Here is a 20,243-nt window from a genome sequence, read left to right as displayed (position 1 = left end):
AATAATATTTCAGAATGAATGACACTTTGTCAGAACCTTTAACACTAATCTGTAAAAAAAATGTAGGTGTTCCAAAAACTACTTACCTTAGCATAACTACAAGAGAAATCCATGAAAATCGCAGCAATTGACCTTGGTTCAAATACATTTCATCTACTAATAGCTGAATACAAAAACAATCAAGTAGATATAATTTTCAAAACACATAGACCAGTAAAACTAAGTGAAAATATTACACTGAACAACTGCATCATCCCTAAAGCTTTTGAAAGAGGGATTACATGTTTGCAAGAGTTCAAATCAATAGTGAACAAGTATGGTGTGGATCAGACAAAAGCTGTCGCTACATCTGCTATTCGAAGTGCCAAAAACGGAGAAGATTTTGTAAAAAAAGCACAAGAGCTAACTTCAATAAAGATTGAAATCATATCTGGAGATAAAGAAGCAGACTTAATTTATAGTGCTGTCAAAGCTAGTGGCGCTATCAAAGAGAAGTCCTTAATTATGGATATTGGTGGAGGTAGTACAGAATTTATATTTTGTGATGAAGACAAATCCTATTGGCGCAAAAGCTATGATATTGGTGCAGCTAGACTAATGCAAAATTTCTTCAAGTCTGACCCTATCTCAGTTGAAAATATGGACACTATAAATAGCCATCTTCGAGCTACTCTATCTGATCTATTAGAATTCAACAAGGAATTTAAAGCAATAAATTTAATTGGCTCTGCTGGAGCGTTTGAAACATATCTCGAAATGATTCAACCTGAAACAGACCTTCAGCTTATTAGCACCTCTTCAATAGATATATTCAAATACAAAGATTTGAGTTCTAATCTCAAAAGTTCTACGCACAGGGAAAGGTTGGTAATGCCAAACCTAATTCCCTTACGTGTAGACATGATTGTTATGGCTTTTGTGCTAACCGATTTCATCATAAATAATCTGAATATTCAACAAATCAATATGAGCACTTACGATCTAAAATATGGCATTGTAAATCAATCCTACAACTTTGCTACCAAATAGTAACACAATTAATTAGATAGCGAAACCTAAGATCATTTTTTTCTCACAAGGGATATATCGTCAATTAAACATTGCGCCCCCGATTTTCCATCGGCTAAAAACCCTATTTCAACTTGACCATTTTTAACACGAATATTATCTAGCGTAGCTGTTTTCCAAATACTATCAGTCTTCTTAAAAGGATATTTTAAAATTTTACCACTACTACTGGCGAACATTTCCAAATTTCGAAACTTACCGTTGTTTCTATACATAGCTTTAAGGGTATATAATCCATCTTCAAGTTTAACATATGTAGTTGAGGTTATATTCTGAGAGATTTTGCGTTTGAAATCTACCGCATCGTTGATATGTAAACTTTTTTCACCTACTACTATTTTTCTATCTTCTTGCTTATTGAAATAATTTAAAACTGGAGACAAAGAATCTCCTACAGATAATTTATTCCCCTCAATAATCTCCGTATTCCATCCCAATAATTGCTCTTGTACTGGTTTTACAGGACTTGGAATATATCTTCTATCCGCCTCAAAGCTTCCATTTTTAACAAAATCATTGTCCTTAGCAACAATCCATTCGCCAGTTGTAGGATTTAAGCCCCATGAACTTAAAGAATTAAAATAGGGCTTATCACCATCAAAAGATAATGGACACCACTGATTGTACCCCAAACCATTACCCGCAAAATTTGCCCATCTATCACCACAATAAATTACTGTTTCTTGATTCGTACCCTTTACATTTATAAAAAAACCTGTTTGGGTCACATGTGCATAATCTTCCTCAGATCCTGGAAGAACTAACATTTCATTCGTCGGTCTAAATGGACCTCGAACATCATCTGCCACTAGATAATACGCGAATGATGAATCCCATCCGTATAGATTGGATGCAAATAGATAATATTTACCCTTGTATTTAAACATACAATTCCCCTCTCGTCCAGCACCTTTAAATATTTCAACACAATCTAATAATCCTACTTTTCCATCTTTCATACCTATTTCAGAAACATAAATTCTATTCCTGCCTCTGCCATACGAATAAACTAAATAGGATTTACCTGTGTCTTCATCAGTAAAGACCGTTTGATCGCCTGTATTACTCGTTCCTATTGTGCTCTGCATGTTGATTCGCTGATGCCAAACAAAAGGACCGTCAGGTTTTTCCGCTACAGTAATCAACACCTGATCATTATGCTGTATGATTAATGCATACTTGTTAATCTCCTTTACATGTGCAACACCTAAACGACCAGCCCAACGCGTTGGAGAAGTATTCGAATGTGCATCAATATGATCTTTGGTTAAAACATCTCCTCTTGCTGACCAATTCACAAGATCAGAAGACACATAGCAAGTCACCGCTAGAAAGTTATCTTTAGCAGGAGTGATCGTAGGGTTATTCCTATATATTGCAGATTCTTCATATTTTGCCCCATACCAAAAATATTTCTCTACACCATCTACTGGATCTACAAACCTAAATATCCCTCCCCCTTGACTATAAATAGGCTGCCCATCTTGGGTATCCCAAAAAACGTCATTTTTAATATTCAAAAAACCTGAACTCGAAACCGTCTGACTTAGAGCAGAGTTTGTGACTAGAAATAATAAAAATAGAAAAACTATACGATTCATAAGAGTATTCATTAACAGTTTGTAGAATGTAATCAAAACGTAAAATACTAGATTCTAACCAACTACGCATCATGTACTCCCCTGTAACAAATTCAAAGTGAACATCATAAAAAACAGAGGCTAACATTTTCATGTTAGCCTCTATTTTTTTTATACTAAGTATACTTATTATTGACCAGCTTGTTGTTTAGCTGCTTCTTGCATTTTTTTGCTCGCAACGATAACAACCTCTACACGACGGTTGTCAGCACGACCAGCATCAGTATCATTAGATGCAATTGGCTCTGCAAAATTCTTACCTTCAGTCTTAACACGTGCTCCAGCCAAGCCTTGTGAAACTGCATAGTCTCTTACCGACTTCGCTCTAGCTTCAGAAACTTTTTGGTTTGCAGAAAGACTACCTACGTTATCTGTATGACCTAAAACTAAGATTTCTGTATCAGGCTCTTTGTTTAATGTCTCAACTAATTTAGCAATGTTCGTTTTTGCATTAGATTTTAATGCTGAACTATTGAAATCAAACAAAATACCTGAATCGAATTTTACCAAAATACCTTCACCAACTTGCTCTACTTCTGCACCAGCTACAGCATTTTCAATCTCTTTAGCTTGCTTGTCCATTTTCTTACCGATCAATGTACCAGCTGCACCACCGATTACTGCTCCAGCGATTGCACCAATAGCAGTATTACCCGCCTTATTACCAATTAATGCACCTATACCTGCTCCAGCAGTAGTACCAATTACAGCGCCTTTAGTTGTACTATTTGTATTTTGGATAGTCTCACAACTAGCTAACAACATTGCAGATGTAGCCAATGATAGACCATATACTGCTAATTTTTTATTCACTTTCATAATTATATAATATATTCTATTTTCCTATTCTTACCTCTATCAGCATAACAATAAACAAAGCTAATGCCAATATTATAATCATGCAATGAAAAATTGTAATCTATACTAATTTTGTGGAGAAATATCCAACTTTGGCAACTTTTCAGGCACTGGACGACCGCTATCATCCCATGATTTAAACGATTTTGTAATATAATTTAATAGGTCATACTGCCCCCATTTCGTCGCTTGATCATGTGAAGGTCTATAAATTTCCATAAAATTTTCTAGCTCTTGTCCTTCTAGTCCAGTTGTCGTAGAAACAATAGTTTTATTGAATATTCGGTCTACAGCAATAGCATCTAGTTCCCTATCCATAAATTTTTCAAAACGTTTCATGTTTTTAGCTTCACGACCGAATAGGTTGTATAAAGCTGTAGCGGGACTACCTAAGTACGTCCCAACGGAATTTTTACCGCCATTATAAATCCCTTTTTTGGAATAATCCTTTAGAATATCTTCCATATCTTGCTGGCGCGTACGTCTTGCGACAACCACCTCTTCAATAGTCAACCCTGGCTGCATTTCCAATACAATATCTTCTAAGGAATATAATACGGTCTTAAGTGGTCCGTAACCAACCTTTGTGAAAGCTAAACTATCTCCAATACCGGCTTCAAGATAGAAGACACCAAAATTATTACTCGTGACAGTACGTTTCGTACGAACATTCATCACATTGACATCAACAAGCCTTTTACCTGTACCCTTTTCTAGTATAATACCCGACACTTTAGGCATGTCAGACACCTGTGCATTTACAAATTGTAACAACAACAGTAATGGAATTAATAAAGCTATTTTTTTAATATATATAGTCATCTAAAACTAAAGTAATCAAATATTGGACTATGTTATGTTAAAAAGTATTAAAGCGCAAATTATTTTTATTTGTAGGGATAAAAAACAAAGTTGGCTCCCTCTGGTACTACAACAAAAAGACACATGTAATCAGCGGCTTTTTTATAGCTTTTCTCAAAATTAGTCTTTTTAGCATCTTGAATCACACCTCTCTCTACAAATTCCTCCAATGAGGACGCATTGATAGACCAATTTGTTCCCAATTCAGCCTTATCTAATATCACCTCACCCAAAGACACTTCGTGTTGCGTAGCAATAAATATTGGAAACAATGTATATCCCTCAGCCAGCATTTCACTTGAAATCTCCTTAATGGATTCGCTGTAAAAGTCCAAATCCACTTTTAAGCTTTGTAATGGACTAGGTCTTTTTGCTTCACCCTGACCATCAGAACTTTCTGTACTGCCTGATAATAAATCTGAAAAATCCATATTATCTTAATTTTAATAAAACTACATTCTCCACATGTTGTGTTTGTGGAAACATGTCAACAGGTTTAATACGTACTACATCATACTTAGCAGCCAACATCTCTAAATCTCTAGCTTGAGTTGCTGCATTACAACTAACATAAACTACCTTTGGAGCCTCCATTTCTAGTATACGGTTTACCACATCAGCATGCATACCTGCACGAGGAGGATCTGTTATGACAACATCAGGCTTACCATGTTCTTCAACAAATGTGGCTGTCAAAACATCTTTCATATCACCTGCGTAAAACTTCGTGTTTTGAATACCATTTATCTCTGAATTGATTTTTGCATCTTCAATTGCTGTAGGGACATATTCAACCCCTACCACTTCTTTAGCATATCGAGCTACAAAATTTGCAATAGTACCCGCACCTGTGTATAAGTCATACACTAGTTCATCGCCTTTTAATCCAGCAAAATCTCTAGTGATTTTATACAACTCATAAGCCTGAGCTGAATTAGTCTGATAAAAAGACTTTGCCCCTACTTTGAATTTCAATCCCTCCATCTCCTCGTATATAAAATCTCTGCCGCTGAATACATGTATATCCTGATCAAAGATTGTATCATTGCGCTTCTGATTAATTATATAAAGCAGTGACACTATATTTGGAAATTTCTCTGAAATAAAATTCATTACAAGATCGACCTGTTCTTCCTCTGGATATGCAAATACAACAACAAGCATCACTTCACCAGTTGAAGAAGTACGAATTATTAAATTTCGCAATGCTCCTTCATGAGAACGCAAATCATAAAATGTAATCCCCTGCTGGATTGCAAAATCACGAACCGAATTACGTAAATCATTTGATGGATCTTGTTGTAAGAAACAATGATCAATATCCAAAATTTTGTCAAAACGTCCAGGAACGTGAAATCCTAATGCGTTCATGTTTTCTGGAGCGACCTCTTCGTCACGGTTTGTCAACCATCTTTTATTCGAAAACGTATATTCTAACTTATTGCGATAATATGTAGTATCAGCAGAACCTAAAATATCTTCCATTGAAGATGTATCTACTTTACCGATTCGCGTCAATGCATTATCAACAGATTGTTGTTTAAATTTTAATTGCGCGTCATAGTTCATATGTTGCCATTTACAACCACCACATACACCAAAATGAGGACAAAAAGGCTCAATGCGGTAAGGTGATTGCTGAATAATGTGTGTTACTTTACCTTCTGCAAAATTTTTCTTTTTGCGCTGCAACTCTACATCAACAATATCACCTGGAATTGCCTTTTCTATAAAAAGCACCATTTCCTCGTGTCTTCCTACACCTTTTCCTTCTTCAGCAATATCAAAAATTTCAATATTTTGCAGCTGTTTTTTGTCTTGTGGTATTCTTCTGCCCATAGGCTACAAAAATACACTTTTTAATTTCAATTTAGAATGGGAGAAAACAGAGTCTAAGCGATTGTCGCTTGCACGAGATAAGGAAGAATTTCTTTTTGAAATGAAATAAAGTTTTTACGAACATCAGCCTCTGTCACAGCGGTAAAAGCGAATGAAAAAACTATATTTTTACTTGATTTAATTAGGAAAGTTAGTTTTTCTTCAGGGATAGTCGAACCAATAACTTCATTTTTAATAAATGAACTTAGCAATAAAAATTCTAAGTCATCAGAAAGAGTCTTTAAATATTCTTGCGCATTGGTAGATTCACGAATGAATTCCCATCCCACAAATTCATTACACACTGTATATGTAACACGACTCACACGCAATATAGTTTTCCCCAAAAAGGTGGATAAATCTAAATCTTTGGTGCCAATATTTAGGATATCTTCTACATTTTCACGAATGTAATCCATCAGTACCTCATGCAAGATGAGCTCTTTGGAAGGAAAGATTTTATAAAAGGTTGCCTTGGATATTTTTGATTGTTTAGCTAATTCATTAACACTAGTCTTGTTGTATCCATACTTGCGAAATAAATCACGAGCAGCTTTTTTTATCGTTAATACTACTTCTTCCTGACTCATATCAATTCGTTATGACATACAAATTCCCTGACTTTCTAACTTGGTAACGTTGTAAAGAGCATTCAGCGATATGGATTGGTGAGCCATCCATTAATAACCATTTTGCGCCTGTATTAGAATCTACTACCTGCATTCCATCAACAACAACCTTACTTGCTCCTGAATTTTTAATTGGGCTACATCGATCATAGGCAACAACATTATTACCATTATTATGAACAATCAATCCGCAGCCTCCACCATTTGCATAAGTCCATGTATTAGCTAATGTAAGTTCAAGACTTTGATCAAGCGACAATGTCTCATTAACTACACTATTTAAAACCATGTTGCATCCCCCATCTTTGCAACTACCCATGAGTAGTATAAAGAGTGAAAATGCAATACAGTTTTTATATTTAATCATCTAAATGATTTCAGTCTCAAATTGAGATAAGAAGCGTGTATCGTTCTCTGAAAATAATCTTAAATCTTTAATCTCATATTTCAAATTCGTGATACGCTCAATCCCCATACCAAATGCAAAGCCTGAATATTTTTTGCTATCAATACCACAATTTTCCAACACATTTGGATCTACCATACCACAACCCAAGATTTCTACCCATCCAGAGTGCTTACATAGATTACATCCTGCTCCCTTACAAATAGAACACGAAATATCCATCTCAGCTGAAGGCTCTGTAAATGGAAAATAGGAAGGACGGAAACGAACTTTCGTACCCTCTCCATATAATTCTTGTACAAAGTGGAATAAAGTCTGTTTCAAATCCGCAAATGAAACATTTTCATCAACATACAAACCTTCTACCTGATGAAAGAAACAATGCGCTCTTGCTGAAATGGCTTCGTTACGGTATACACGTCCCGGCATTATCGCTCTAAAAGGTGGCTGCCCAGCTTCCATCAAACGAACTTGCACTGAGGAGGTATGTGTACGTAAAGCTATATCATTACCTTCTTGCTTTTTAATAAAGAAAGTATCTTGCATATCACGCGCAGGGTGCTCAGGAGGAAAATTTAGGGCTGAGAAATTATGCCAATCATCTTCGATTTCTGGACCTTCTGCAACAATAAACCCTAATTTCTTGAAAATCTCAACTATCTCTTTGCGCACTAATGACAAAGGATGTCTTGATCCCAACTGAAAACCATCACCAGGTAGAGTAAGATCTTCTTCTTCGCGTTTATGAACTTTAGCAGCACTGGCAAATTGAGTCTGTGATTCCTGAAATTTAGTCTCAGCTAATTGCTTAAATTCGTTCAATACTTTACCCAAAACACGTTTCTCTTCTGATGAAACCGTCTTAAATTCTTCAAACAATTCTTTTACAATTCCCTTAGAAACTAAAAATTTTAATCTGAAATTCTCTACATCCGCAGCAGATGCAGGCGTAAATTGCTCAATTTCTTTGGTATACTGCGCTATTTTATCTTGCAACATAATCACCAAAGATACAGCAAAAATTAAACTTTTAGTGAACCGTTATTTAAAAAATATTCTATTTATTAGAATGGTAAACCATCATCTGAATCATTCTCCGTAAAGTCTACAGTCTGTTCTTGTGTTTGATTGGTTGTATTTGTATTAGATGTCGTACTTGCATTGCTATTTGTACTTTCGAAATCTGATTTGCGTCCCAAAATATTAAAGCTCTCCGCAACAATCTCTGTCGTATAACGTCTTACCCCTTCTTTATCTTCATAGGAACGTGTACGTAATTTGCCCTCGATGTACACCAATCTCCCCTTAGTTAAGTATTTGGCTGCCACATCCGCCAAACCGCGCCACATTACAATGTTGTGCCATTCTGTTTGCTCGACCTTTTTTCCATCTTTATTGAATGTTTCAGAAGTAGCTAATGGAAAACTAGCAACACTTACATTTCCTTCTAGATAACGTAATTCTGGATCTTTACCCAAATGACCCACTAAGATAACTTTGTTAACGCTCGACATAATAATTTAAAGTTTAATTGATTAGTTCATAAAATACTTATTAATGAAAGAAAAAATAAGTTTATGCTTAGCTAATTTATCTAAATTATCCGAATTATAATAATTCCATGAAGGATTTTTTTTGATATTGTTCAGCTTGTCAACAACCTTATAAAAACGAGCATATATATTCTGATGACTCAAAATATGCTTTATTGTCTCACCACAAGGCGCAATCTCAACACCTTTAAAATGAGATTGATACAAAGGGTCATTTTGTAACTCCATCATACTTAATTCTCTATCAGATTCAATTAAGGGAAATTCGTACATATTTGCCCAGACATCATCATCTCCTCTTTTTGAAAATAAAATCTGCTCATCTCTCTCTACAATAAAATAGTTAAAATATCTATTTCTACTAGGTTTTGATTTATTCTTCACAGGAAGCTGATCTATAAGTCCCTCTTGCAATGCGACACATTCCAAATTCAAAACACAAATTTCACACTTCGGCGCCTTTGGCTTACAAACTGTGGCACCAAAATCCATTATAGCTTGATTATATATCCCAGACTGCGAATCACAGATTAATTCATTCGCTAGTTGTTGAAATTTCTTCTTACCAACGGTAGAATTAATTGCTATATCAACACCAAAAAATCGAGCTAATACTCTAAACACATTACCATCCAACACCGCTCTAGTTTCATTAATCGAGAATGAAGAAATAGCAGCAGCTGTATATTCACCAACACCCGTCAATTGAATGACCTCATCATATTTTGAAGGAAAATTACCATCAAATTTTGCTATCACCATTTTTGCCGCTTTATGCATATTTCGTACACGAGAATAATACCCTAACCCTTGCCACAGAAGCAACAAATCATCTTCATCAGCATTTGCAAATGATTTAACATCAGGATATTTCTCTACAAACCTATAGAAATAAGGCAATCCCTGCTCTACCCTTGTTTGTTGTAATATTATTTCAGACAACCATATAATATAGGGATCATTTGTTTGTCTCCAAGGTAAGTCTCTTCCATTCTCATTGTACCAAGTTATAAGCTCTTTTGCGACGTTCATTCTACAAATATCTTAAAACTTTAACAGTATTTAACATTAACTTCCTGATTCACAACAACAACAAATTGACTTATAAATATTTAAATTCGTATTTTTGCATTCACTCAAAGGAAAACATAACAGAAGTATAGAAGGAGGCGTATGTTTAAAAAGAAATCAGCAGTACAAATTAGTATTGAAGGTAATTCTGACAAAAACTTAGAAATACCAACCATATTGGTAAAGTATTGGAAACAAATATCCATTTCAACATTAGCATTGATAGTAACACTTATTGGAACAATTGCTTACTTCGCTGCTATTAAAAAAGCAGAAGATGTTAGTGCTAAATATGAAGTTGCTTTGGACAAAATACAACAGAAGAATCAAAAATTGAGTTCATCTAAACAAGAGTCAGAGCAAGATATCCTAGAAGCAAAAAAGTCTATCATGCAAATTGATTCTACTATTCAAATTATCAATGGTAAATTGAAAAAACGTGGAATTAACACCAAATTAGCTTACGATAATGCAGGAGGTCCTATAGAGCGAGACGAAGAAAACATTGTCTTACTAAGTGAGTACTACAAAGCAGTATTATTAAATGTAGAAAAGAAAATTTCGAGTATCCCCATTGGTAAACCGCATAATGGTCATGTAACATCACGATTTGGTTATAGAGTTAATCCTTTCACACGAAGAGGGAGAGAAATGCATTCGGGTATTGATTTTAAAGGACGCATGGGCGAACCGATACGTGCTACAGCTGACGGTGTAGTCTCTTTCGCTGGATATGAAGGAGAATATGGTTATGTCGTAAAGGTGAAACACCAATACGGATATGAAACTCGGTATGCGCACCTCGTACGAACTCAAGTAAAAGGAGGTCAAAAAGTTCAAGCAGGCACTGTCATAGGTCTATTAGGCAATACGGGCAGAAGCACTGGCCCACATCTTCATTATGAAGTACTTAAAGACAATAAAAAATTGAATCCTGAAAATTATTTTGAATTATAAAAAAGGCAGCTAATAGCTGCCTTTTTTATTGATTTAGCCCACCCATATTTGTAATTTATTTTCGCCATATTTGCACCACACACAGATTATTATGAAAATATTTTTACTCTCAATTGTATTCGGGGTTCTAACCTCCAACTTATTCGCCCAAAGCCCTACTTTTAAATTAAATTACAAATTCATTGTAGATGAAGCATTGTTAAAAATGGATGAAAAGGATATGGACGAAACCCAAAGAACAATTGCTGCTACTGCAGCATTGGCAATGGCATTTCAAGATGACGACACACCTATTGCGCAAGTCTGGGTAAATAAAAATTGGGTCAAGGCAAAAGCGAGTTTATTCTCTGATTACTATGAATTAATCGACAAAGAAAAGGACGAATATTACACCATCTATCCAAATGATAAAAGCTATTATTTAAATACCACGCAACGTGATAAATTTATTGGCACAGAAACCAATGCTACCTTCATTTCAGAATTACCAATCGAATTTATTCCTAACCAAGAAAAAGAAATAGCAGGATATAAATGTAAGCTTGCTAAAATAACATTATCTGATTCGGATGAGAATTCTGCTGATTTGAATATTTGGTACACTGAAACATTACCTCAAGCCTATTGGGGTGAATATGGATATTTAAAAAACATACCCGGGGCGGCATTAGAAATTTCTACAAGTGGACTAGGCATTCAAGTTTCCGACATACATCCAGAAAATGACATCCATCTTTTTGATATTCCAAACGATTTCACATTGATTGACACCCCAAAAATGGAAGATTTCCCTTCTGATGAAGACGAACAAGATTCTTTGGTCGTGACAAATTATGAACTGGGTATGAATCGTCATGCTTTTTATGATGAAGAAAAAGGACTATATGGAATAAAGGATAGTGAGGAGAATATTATTACACAACCCAAATACTTATCTATACAGCCATACGTTAATGACTTTTCTATTGTATCTGATGAAAATTATCTATCAGGCACAATTGATCTCAACGGTCAAGTAATTATTCCAATAGAATTTCAATCACTATATTTTAGTGAAGTTGAAAATTGTTTTACGTTCTCTAAAAATGAGAAATATGGGATACTGGATCATAAGGGAAATGTTATTATTCCAAATCAATATGACAATGTATCCTTTTTAAAGCATGGCTATGCTATAGTTGCCATTAATGAGAAGTACGGCATCATTAATAATGATAACAAAATAGTAGTTTACCCAACATATAAATATATTACTGATCATACAGATAATAATTTTATAGTATATGATGATGAGAAATCTACATACTCCTTGTACACAATAAAAGGAGAAAATCTCAAAGCAACATACGATTATATATCTACTGGGAATGCTGACGACTTATTTTTGGTAACTAAAAACAACAAATATGGCTTCATTAACGGTGTAGGCATAGTGATAATACCGATAAAATATGATTATGCAACGACATTTGTAGGAGGGAAGACAGAGGTAATGTTGGAGGGACGTGAAGATTCCTTTTATCTAAATTCTAAAGGCGAAGAAATTAAATAATAAAGAAAGAGCATTTAAAAATGCTCTTTCTTTATTAGTAGCTTTGAAATATGATTGAGCAAGTCTTCCAAATCAATACATTGCACCGAGGGCGCTATATGTTAAGTTTTTTTTCACTTTTGATCCTAGCTGGTATAATTTCATCGCAAGTTCCAGTTTCTGAAATCTCAAAAATTATTTTTATTCTATTTACGATTCCAATTATCCTCTATTTGTCCGTAAGATGGAGTAAAAGGACATCCAATTGGACATTAACTGATGAAGAACTAATTGTTAAATTCGACAATAAAACAGATATTTTTAAAATCAACGAAATTGACCATATCAAAAGCTTGACTCGATCAGGAGGAAACTTATTTGTGATTCATTTCAATAAAAAGTCTCCTAAACGGTATTGGCGCAATAAATTATTTTCTAGTGACGATGACAATTTGGATTTACATCATGCACTGACAGCACATGCAGTAGAATATTACAAAATGTAAACTAAAAAGCTCTGATTTATAAAATCAGAGCTTTTTGTTATTTCTTAAATGTCCATTGAACATAATTTATCTCCTTATCAATAGATAAATATTTACGTTCGTAATATGTTTTAATTGAAAGAACTTCGTCTACCAAATCTGATTTGTACAGATCAGTTGTTTCTTTGAATTTAGTCAGACTTAAAGCTTCAATTTGTTCTATAGTATACGCGTAAAAACTATCACTATCTGTTTTCAAATGCATAATACCATCTTCTTTTAGAATAAATTTATAACGTTCCAAAAACTTAGGATTTGTTAATCGCTTTTTCTCACGACTATCCTGAGGTTGTGGATCTGGAAATGTTATCCAAATCTCAGAAACTTCGTTTTCAGCAAAATGTTCCAAAATAGTTTCTATTTGTATTCTTAAGAAACCTACATTTTTAATACCTTCTTCCAAAGCCGTTTTAGCTCCACGCCATATACGGTTCCCTTTATAATCAATACCTAAGAAATTTTGCTCCGGAAATAATTTTGCAAGATTGACAGTATATTCACCTTTACCACAAGCGAGTTCTAAAATAATTGGTTTATCATTACCAAAAAAATTTGAAGCCCATTGTCCTTTATATTCTTTACCTGCATCCAATTGCACCACATTTTCGAAAGTAGCAACCTCTGCAAATTTTCTTAATTTATCCTTACCCATAAACATGAATTAAGTCGCAAAAATAATCTTATCAACGCAGGATTTCAACTATTTATAGCAGATTTATTTTGAACACAAATATTCCTAACAAATAAATCCCTTTCGAATGAAAGGGATTTATCTTTTAATAGGTTTCACTATTAGGTGGGATTCCGAAGTTTGGCAAATCTTCCTCTTCCTCTAATGGTTTCACTTTTTTATGCTTCTTTTTAGATTTCTCAGGTCTTACAAAGTTTGCTATTTTACCAACAAATGAAGATACTTTATCTTTACTAACCTGCCCCATAGCACCTTCTGATGCTAAAAGAACAAGAGATTTTTTAAGCCATCCACTATTCTTTAATACAGTACGATTGAGCACTAATGGTAGAGCAAGCTTTGCTACTTTGGTAAACCAATCTGATTTCGTATTGGATGGACTTGATGCTGTTGTTTCACTATTAGCCTTACCCAAAAATGAAAACACATCTTTCACCAACCCAAATCCTGGAATATTTGAGGCTACAGCCCCAATTACTCTTGATGGAGTCTGAATCTTATTTCTCAAAAATGTATATTGATCCCCCAAGTAAATCTCTTGCTCTTTTCTCAATCTACTCAAACGAACAAGTTCGGTTTTGAGCTCTGCTGAATTATTAATATTTACCTTCATGATCTATTTCTTTTTCGAACATTTCTTTCACCGTAGCATTACCCTCTGGAGCTTTATATTCTTGTTTTTTCTCATACTCTTCACGCTCCATATTAGCGATATAATCCTCCTCTTCATTCCACTTACCTAGGATTTTTTTAATAGTCAAATCCATAAATTTCGCCTCGAGCTTAGGTTCCATCGCACGAACAATCAAAAGAAAGATTAAAAATATTCCTCCAGTAGCCAAAAATCCCAAAGAATAACTATCCAACAATTCGCCTAACCAAAATCCCAAGGCCAAGGACCAAAAGAAGATAATAGCCAAGGCTATCATCAATTTTGATATATCAAGCACTATAGCTCCTACGATACGAGAAGATTTAGAAATTGCCTTTAATTTAACAATCTCTACCTGCGTATCTAGGTATTCTTTTGTCTTTTGAAAACTACCCGTAAAGGAAAATTTTTGTTCTTCCATCCATAAAGAAATTTTATCGATCCACCTTACAAGGGTTCTCGATTTATGTTATATAAATAGCAGCTAATTATGCGTGCTCTGTGATTTCATCATCAATGATTTCCTCTGCCTGAGCAGCTTTAGACTTTACAGAAGCTAAAACTTTTTCCTTCAAATCATTCAATTGATCTATTTGTTGTTCTGCACGCTCTTTAAGCGCATCTGCTAAATCTGACAAAGAATCATTTAATTTGTCACGAGTATCCGATCCTTTTTCTGGTGCAAACAATAAACCCAATACTGCACCTGCTGCTAAACCAGCTAATAACGCTGTAACTACTTTTCCGCTATCTTTCATTATTTCGTTCAATTAATTTTTTAAAATGTGTCACTTACATATATAAACACTAAAAGTGACAAAACGTTTAAAATTAAATATATTTTTTCTGCTCTATTGTCAAAATAAGGTTTTTATTACAATTCATCAAAAACAAGACCAATTCTATTGTTAAGTATTATTTTTGTGTAAAATATTTTTCTTTAAATTTAAATAACCATTTTAATCACGATATGTTAGTTAAAACTTTCGGAAGCGCTGTCTACGGTATTGAAGCTACCACTATAACTGTTGAAGTCAACGTATCTACAGGCACCAAATATTATATAGTTGGACTGCCTGATAATGCCGTAAAAGAAAGTTTACAACGTATCGAAAGCGCAATTATGTCCATTGGCTACCGTATGCCTAGGCAGAAAATAGTGGTTAATTTAGCACCTGCAGATATTAGAAAAGAGGGCTCTTCTTATGATCTATCAATCGCCATTGGAATACTTACTGCCTCAAATCAAATTGATTCAGAACAGTTAGAGAAATATATAATTCTTGGAGAATTATCACTTGACGGTGCGATCCAACCAATCAAGGGAGCTCTGCCAATAGCGTTGCAAGCAAAAAGAGATGCTTTTAAAGGAATAATATTACCATCTGTAAATGCAAAAGAAGCAGCTATAGTCTCAGATTTGTAAATTTATGGTATAGATAGTCTAAGAGATGTGGTTGATTTTTTTGAAAATAAAATATCCCTCACACCTACAATTGTAAATATTAATGAAGAATTTGAGCACAATATCAATAGTTATGAAGTAGATTTCGCCGATGTCAGGGGACAAGAAAATATTAAAAGAGCATTAGAAATTGCAGCAGCAGGTGGTCATAATGTAATTATAATAGGTCCACCTGGAGCAGGAAAAACTATGCTTGCAAAAAGATTACCCACCATTTTGCCTCCATTAACAATTGACGAATCGCTAGAAACTACCAAAATACATTCGGTAGCAGGCACATTGCCTACGGCAGAATCTCTAATGACAACTCGACCATTTAGATCACCCCACCACACAATATCGGATGTTACAGTATGATATATGGTGGATAAATCATTATCGATTACAGTTATGTACCTTTAAAGGATATTCAAGAAAGAACGTATCCAATTTACTATCATTCCAAAACTTTAATGTAATGTGACTATGCCATGAAAGGTCTTCGTGTTGCTCAATTGTCCAAAAGGCATTTTTTAAATTTCCAGTATTGAACATTGATTTAATATACATAATAACTTCGTTCGCTACATAATCAATATTATAATAAGCATCTTTAGTCTTAGTCATACCATTGTCGAAACGTATAAATGTGACAGTTTGAAATACATCGTAAGCAATGCCTAAATTCCATTCAACTATATTATCTTTATATTCCTTAGTGTTCTTTAGTTGATATAAGAATAATATAGGTGATTTGGTTTATGGTGATGACAATCAATGGCACGCAATACCTAATAGTGGCGTAGCTCAGCACCCCAATGATGAATGGTTTGAGTTAAAAGCAAATAGACTAATGAGTCTTATTGGTTATTAAATATGGTTCAATTACATTAAAAATTCGACTTGCAATCATGGACATGCCTTTATTACCAGGATGTACTCCAATACCGTCAACCTTCCAGTTTTTTTTTAAGGAATCAAGGCTTTGGTCAAATTCTGCCAAATTCTCCTTGTTTGACGACAAATCTGATAGGTTAACATATTTTAAGTTGTTTTCTTTCGAGATAGTTTCAGCTATTCCTCTGTTATATTCATTAGTTATGAAGGGTGAGCAAATTATAATTTCAGTGTTTTCGAATTTTTTAATCAAGCTAATATATGCCTGTTTAATTTTCGTAGTGTCAGCCGGAAAATTATCTCCTACTTGAAAAATAACAATGTTTGGGCGGTAATTAAGTAAAGAATCAAAGCTTTTTAAAGAGTCTATTGATAGTGATCTTTCCCACAATGCTACATTTGAAACTCTTGTGTTAGTAGGAATTAAGTTATTCAACTTATTGTGTAATAAATGAACGTAATCAAGATCAACATTCGAAGCTGCCATACCAGATATAGAATGCCAACCAATTGATTTGGAAATAGGGTGTACAGCAATGCTATTGCCCAAAATCAACAATTTATTACTATCATTTTTATTGCCAATGTCAATAAAGTCAGGAAGCGCTTCAATATTGAATTTTTCTAAGTTATTGTTTGAAAAATTGCAACTGATTAGAATTGAGAATAAAACTGGAAGAAAGTAAGTTTTTTTCATATTACAATTATATAACAAAAATATTATAATGCAAATCCAACTATATAGAAAATTAATCCCGACCGTTACGCTTCAGCTTGAAGCAGCTGTCTACACCGATGGACTAATGGCTGAACATAACCTTGTCTTCAATCAATCCAGTGCTGAAGTATTGGATATTGAAGTTGGGGATTATCTTACTTACAAAGGTGAGCTAATGACGATCAATCAACAGCCTGAAGTAACTCGCAGCCATAAGCTTGATTATACCATAGTATTCGAAGGTGTACGTCATTCTCTTACTCGCTAGAAGATCAAGGATGAAGGTGCTTTGATGTTCGATTACTTTGGTAATCTAACAGACTATATGTTTATGTTTTTGGAGTCTGTTAATGGTGTAGATTCTGATTGGACAGTCGGAGATTTGGAGGTTGTAGAGCCGTTTGCTTTGGAATTTGACAAAGTTGACCATTTTACAGCTTTGAATATGATTTGTGAAGCTTGCGGTTGTGAATGGCAGTTGGTAGGTAAACAAATTACCATTAAAAAGTCCGTTGGCATCCTGCATGATTATCCATTGGAATATGGTAAGGATAATGGTTTGTACAATATCAAAAGACTTGCGATATCTAATGCAAACATCGTTACTCGTGCCTATGCTGTAGGTGGTTCGCAAAATCTTCCTGCATCATATCCACACAAGCAATTGATTTTGGATGGTTATTATGAGGATGAACTTGCTGTGGCTTTATTTGGCATTCGTGAAGGTGTATTTGAGGATGAAGAAATCTATCTAAAACGCACTAGTACTGCTACTGCTGTAGGACAAATTAACGAATCGCAGTTTACTATTACTGATAGCACAATTGATTTTGATTTGAATGCCCAACTAATTGATGGTCAAGAAGCATATATTGTATTCAAAACTGGGGTGTTGAACGCTCGGCAATTCAAAATTCTGTCCTACAACCATTCGACAAAAACAATTCGCTATGAAGCGAACAAAGATGATAATGGTCAATTGATCCCTTTCGGGTCTATTATTGCTGAAGAGGGTGATTCTTATACCCTAATAGGTATAAGAATGCCTCAAAGTTATATCACTGCTGCATTGGCTCAATTAGAAGCCAAAAGACTGGAATATCTGAATTCGAATAAAGTGCCTCGTGTAGTTTATGAAGCAGCCGTAGATCCGCTAGAATTGAAGCGTAAAAACAAAGAATTAAAATCAGGTGATATTCTGCCATTCAAAGATGTAAAAATAGGTCTTGATGATAATTTGCGCATCACCAAAGTAAGTTATACGGCGACTTATCCAAATCTTCATCAAGGATCACGATTTGAAATTGAAATCGGTCAAGAGGTAACTTATAACCGTATTCAAAAGATCGAAGAGGATATCAAGCAATCAAAGGAAATAGTTACGCAGTACAGTAAACAATCATATGCATATGATCGTAGAAATATCCGTGCTATCAATGAGTTTAAAGAAAAGGTTTTCGATCCTGATGAAAAGTTGCAGACGGCACTTGTGCAAGGAATAGCAGCTTTATTTGGTTCGGAATCGATGTACTTTGATTTGGAGGATATTGATATAGCTGTGAATGCAGGAAGTGATGCGAATAGATTGACTTTGACTGCTGGCAATCTTATTCACAAATCATACGAGATTACAGGCTTGGGGTATATTTGGAATTTATCTGCATTTGATCAGGATGATTTAGCCCCTTTGAAATCATATTATATAGCAGCTAAAGTAGGTACGACAGCCTTGACTGGATCATGGGTTCTAAGTGAAATGCAATTGACAACGGAATCTGAAGTAGGTTATTATCATTTTAATCTTGGGGTTCTGTCGTCTGTGATTGAAGGTCAACGATCATTCAATCCTACTCGTATGTTTACGCTTATTTCGGGAGGAAATGTAGTTACTGATGTGGTGACAGCGAGATTAATTAATGTTCAGAAGTTGTTTGCTCAAGAGATCATTGCTGAAAATTTGCACGTGACTGGTGATAGCAGTATAGCTGGGTTTTCTATAGATGGTAATAAGATAACATCAGCGGATTCTATTCCTGAACGTACGTTTGTAACAACAAGTCCAACTGGAGTTTTTGTTCATGCAGGATCATATTATGAGGTTTTGGAGTTGTTGAGAAATGGAGTTGCATTCAAAGCTGTCTACAATGGATATGATGAAATTTTCAACTACCATGCTATGATAGAAATGTTGTTTGGAGGGAATGGCGCAATTTTATCTTCATTCATAGTTTTTTGATTTAAAGATAAGTATTAAGGTTTTTAAAAAAGTGTACATTTCGTTTTTGCGTTTATAATACGCTCGATAAATCATGTATGGTTTTGGCAATAATATATTTAAAGGTAATTTCATTCAACTTTGTTCAGTTAATATCCATGTTCATGATACATGAACATGGATATTAACTGAACAAAAAAGTCATTATATAGTAATACACGGAAAATGTTCATTATATTTGAGTGTTCATGTATCGTGAACACTCAAATATAATGAACATGAAAGAGCAAGATATACTAAAATCAGCACTAGCGAAATTCTCTGAAATGACAAGTATAAGTGTGCGCATACTGGATAGAGAGCCTGTTGGCAAAAGGGAATACTACGATGCAGTTTTAGAACTCGAAAAAGGACAGCAGAATAGTATTTTAGAAGCCGAAATAAAAACCGAAGTGAGAACTGCAACGCTGGACAATATTATCTCCAAGCAAAAGCAGACCAACGGAAAAAGGATAATGATTGCCAAATATATTCCGACTCCGATGAAAGAGGAACTCCGCAACCACAATATATGCTATCTGGAAACCTCTGGAAACTGTTACATTGAAACGCATTCGATTTTTATTCTG

Annotated in this window: 22 protein-coding genes and 1 pseudogene; 7 read left to right on the top strand and 16 right to left on the bottom strand. The window is 34.6% G+C overall.

The genetic code is table 11. The features are described from left to right. Positions 1 to 111 precede the first annotated feature (111 nt). On the top strand, positions 112 to 1,029 hold the full coding sequence (locus IPZ78_RS12765; RefSeq protein ID WP_225554294.1) for a Ppx/GppA phosphatase family protein: 918 nt from the start codon (positions 112 to 114) through the stop codon (positions 1,027 to 1,029). Positions 1,030 to 1,061: 32 nt separating this feature from the next. Here the strand turns inward: IPZ78_RS12765 and IPZ78_RS12760 are convergent, their stop codons facing one another. From IPZ78_RS12760 to mutY, 10 genes are all read right to left on the bottom strand, one after another. Beyond that, positions 1,062 to 2,669, bottom strand: a complete 1,608-nt coding sequence (locus IPZ78_RS12760) for a family 43 glycosylhydrolase (protein ID WP_225554293.1) — start codon at positions 2,667 to 2,669, stop codon at positions 1,062 to 1,064. A gap of 168 nt (positions 2,670 to 2,837) precedes the next feature. Beyond that, positions 2,838 to 3,527 (bottom strand): OmpA family protein, encoded by a 690-nt coding sequence (locus IPZ78_RS12755; RefSeq protein ID WP_262903872.1) that lies wholly within the window; start codon positions 3,525 to 3,527, stop codon positions 2,838 to 2,840. A 105-nt stretch (positions 3,528 to 3,632) separates the two neighbouring features. Beyond that, positions 3,633 to 4,388, bottom strand: coding sequence for a hypothetical protein (locus tag IPZ78_RS12750; protein ID WP_225554292.1), 756 nt, complete (start codon positions 4,386 to 4,388; stop codon positions 3,633 to 3,635). Between the two features lie 65 nt (positions 4,389 to 4,453). Continuing rightward, entirely contained in the window at positions 4,454 to 4,858 is a 405-nt protein-coding gene (locus tag IPZ78_RS12745) for a hypothetical protein (protein WP_225554291.1), read from the bottom strand. 1 nt (position 4,859) lies between these two features. Continuing rightward, positions 4,860 to 6,266 carry a 23S rRNA (uracil(1939)-C(5))-methyltransferase RlmD gene (gene rlmD / locus IPZ78_RS12740; protein ID WP_225554290.1) on the bottom strand — a complete coding sequence of 469 codons (1,407 nt, stop codon included), beginning with the start codon at positions 6,264 to 6,266 and terminating at the stop codon, positions 4,860 to 4,862. Positions 6,267 to 6,319: 53 nt separating this feature from the next. Further along, positions 6,320 to 6,895 (bottom strand): TetR/AcrR family transcriptional regulator, encoded by a 576-nt coding sequence (locus tag IPZ78_RS12735; RefSeq protein ID WP_225554289.1) that lies wholly within the window; start codon positions 6,893 to 6,895, stop codon positions 6,320 to 6,322. 1 nt (position 6,896) lies between these two features. After that, positions 6,897 to 7,223 carry a hypothetical protein gene (locus IPZ78_RS12730; protein WP_225554288.1) on the bottom strand — a complete coding sequence of 109 codons (327 nt, stop codon included), beginning with the start codon at positions 7,221 to 7,223 and terminating at the stop codon, positions 6,897 to 6,899. Positions 7,224 to 7,301: 78 nt separating this feature from the next. Beyond that, positions 7,302 to 8,339: a phenylalanine--tRNA ligase subunit alpha gene (gene pheS, locus IPZ78_RS12725; protein WP_225554287.1), complete on the bottom strand. Its 1,038-nt coding sequence runs from the start codon at positions 8,337 to 8,339 to the stop codon at positions 7,302 to 7,304. A 65-nt stretch (positions 8,340 to 8,404) separates the two neighbouring features. Next, positions 8,405 to 8,854, bottom strand: coding sequence for a single-stranded DNA-binding protein (locus IPZ78_RS12720; RefSeq protein ID WP_225554286.1), 450 nt, complete (start codon positions 8,852 to 8,854; stop codon positions 8,405 to 8,407). Positions 8,855 to 8,875: 21 nt separating this feature from the next. Continuing rightward, the gene (gene mutY, locus IPZ78_RS12715) at positions 8,876 to 9,925 is read right to left on the bottom strand and encodes an A/G-specific adenine glycosylase (RefSeq protein WP_225554285.1); all 1,050 of its coding nucleotides are present in this window, start codon (positions 9,923 to 9,925) and stop codon (positions 8,876 to 8,878) included. Between the two features lie 141 nt (positions 9,926 to 10,066). On the opposite strand from mutY, the gene IPZ78_RS12710 reads away from it, so the two are divergent. The 3 genes from IPZ78_RS12710 (at position 10,067) to IPZ78_RS12700 (ending at position 12,958) form a co-directional block, all read left to right on the top strand. After that, a complete protein-coding gene (locus IPZ78_RS12710) occupies positions 10,067 to 10,921 on the top strand; it encodes a M23 family metallopeptidase (protein ID WP_225554284.1) in 855 nt (284 codons plus the stop codon). Positions 10,922 to 11,012: 91 nt separating this feature from the next. Then, complete coding sequence (locus IPZ78_RS12705; protein ID WP_225554283.1) at positions 11,013 to 12,473, top strand: WG repeat-containing protein; 1,461 nt, start codon at positions 11,013 to 11,015, stop codon at positions 12,471 to 12,473. A gap of 50 nt (positions 12,474 to 12,523) precedes the next feature. Further along, positions 12,524 to 12,958, top strand: a complete 435-nt coding sequence (locus IPZ78_RS12700; protein ID WP_225554282.1) for a hypothetical protein — start codon at positions 12,524 to 12,526, stop codon at positions 12,956 to 12,958. A 37-nt stretch (positions 12,959 to 12,995) separates the two neighbouring features. Here the strand turns inward: IPZ78_RS12700 and trmB are convergent, their stop codons facing one another. From trmB to IPZ78_RS12680, 4 genes are all read right to left on the bottom strand, one after another. Beyond that, positions 12,996 to 13,649 (bottom strand): tRNA (guanosine(46)-N7)-methyltransferase TrmB, encoded by a 654-nt coding sequence (gene trmB, locus IPZ78_RS12695; protein WP_225554281.1) that lies wholly within the window; start codon positions 13,647 to 13,649, stop codon positions 12,996 to 12,998. Between the two features lie 124 nt (positions 13,650 to 13,773). Further along, positions 13,774 to 14,301: a hypothetical protein gene (locus IPZ78_RS12690; protein ID WP_225554280.1), complete on the bottom strand. Its 528-nt coding sequence runs from the start codon at positions 14,299 to 14,301 to the stop codon at positions 13,774 to 13,776. Next, entirely contained in the window at positions 14,285 to 14,761 is a 477-nt protein-coding gene (locus tag IPZ78_RS12685) for a hypothetical protein (RefSeq protein WP_225554279.1), read from the bottom strand. The genes IPZ78_RS12690 and IPZ78_RS12685 overlap by 17 nt, the downstream gene beginning before the upstream one ends. A 67-nt stretch (positions 14,762 to 14,828) precedes the next feature. Beyond that, the gene (locus IPZ78_RS12680; protein ID WP_225554278.1) at positions 14,829 to 15,098 is read right to left on the bottom strand and encodes a YtxH domain-containing protein; all 270 of its coding nucleotides are present in this window, start codon (positions 15,096 to 15,098) and stop codon (positions 14,829 to 14,831) included. A gap of 212 nt (positions 15,099 to 15,310) precedes the next feature. Between IPZ78_RS12680 and IPZ78_RS12675 the strand changes: the two are divergent. Next, positions 15,311 to 16,159 (top strand): annotated as a pseudogene (locus IPZ78_RS12675) (YifB family Mg chelatase-like AAA ATPase); the annotation flags it as partial. Between the two features lie 21 nt (positions 16,160 to 16,180). On the opposite strand, the gene IPZ78_RS12670 reads toward IPZ78_RS12675, so the two are convergent. Further along, positions 16,181 to 16,411: a hypothetical protein gene (locus IPZ78_RS12670; RefSeq protein WP_225554277.1), complete on the bottom strand. Its 231-nt coding sequence runs from the start codon at positions 16,409 to 16,411 to the stop codon at positions 16,181 to 16,183. Positions 16,412 to 16,634: 223 nt separating this feature from the next. Next, entirely contained in the window at positions 16,635 to 17,378 is a 744-nt protein-coding gene (locus tag IPZ78_RS12665) for an SGNH/GDSL hydrolase family protein (RefSeq protein WP_225554276.1), read from the bottom strand. A gap of 106 nt (positions 17,379 to 17,484) precedes the next feature. Between IPZ78_RS12665 and IPZ78_RS12660 the strand changes: the two genes are divergently transcribed. Continuing rightward, entirely contained in the window at positions 17,485 to 17,667 is a 183-nt protein-coding gene (locus IPZ78_RS12660; protein ID WP_225554275.1) for a hypothetical protein, read from the top strand. Between the two features lie 24 nt (positions 17,668 to 17,691). Next, complete coding sequence (locus tag IPZ78_RS12655; RefSeq protein ID WP_225554274.1) at positions 17,692 to 19,635, top strand: phage tail protein; 1,944 nt, start codon at positions 17,692 to 17,694, stop codon at positions 19,633 to 19,635. Positions 19,636 to 20,243 lie beyond the last annotated feature (608 nt).

This window comes from Sphingobacterium bovistauri, assembly GCF_020295405.1.
Lineage (GTDB): Bacteria > Bacteroidota > Bacteroidia > Sphingobacteriales > Sphingobacteriaceae > Sphingobacterium > Sphingobacterium bovistauri.
Note: the sequence above shows the minus strand (reverse complement) of the source record. Positions and strands in the feature narration are given on the sequence as shown.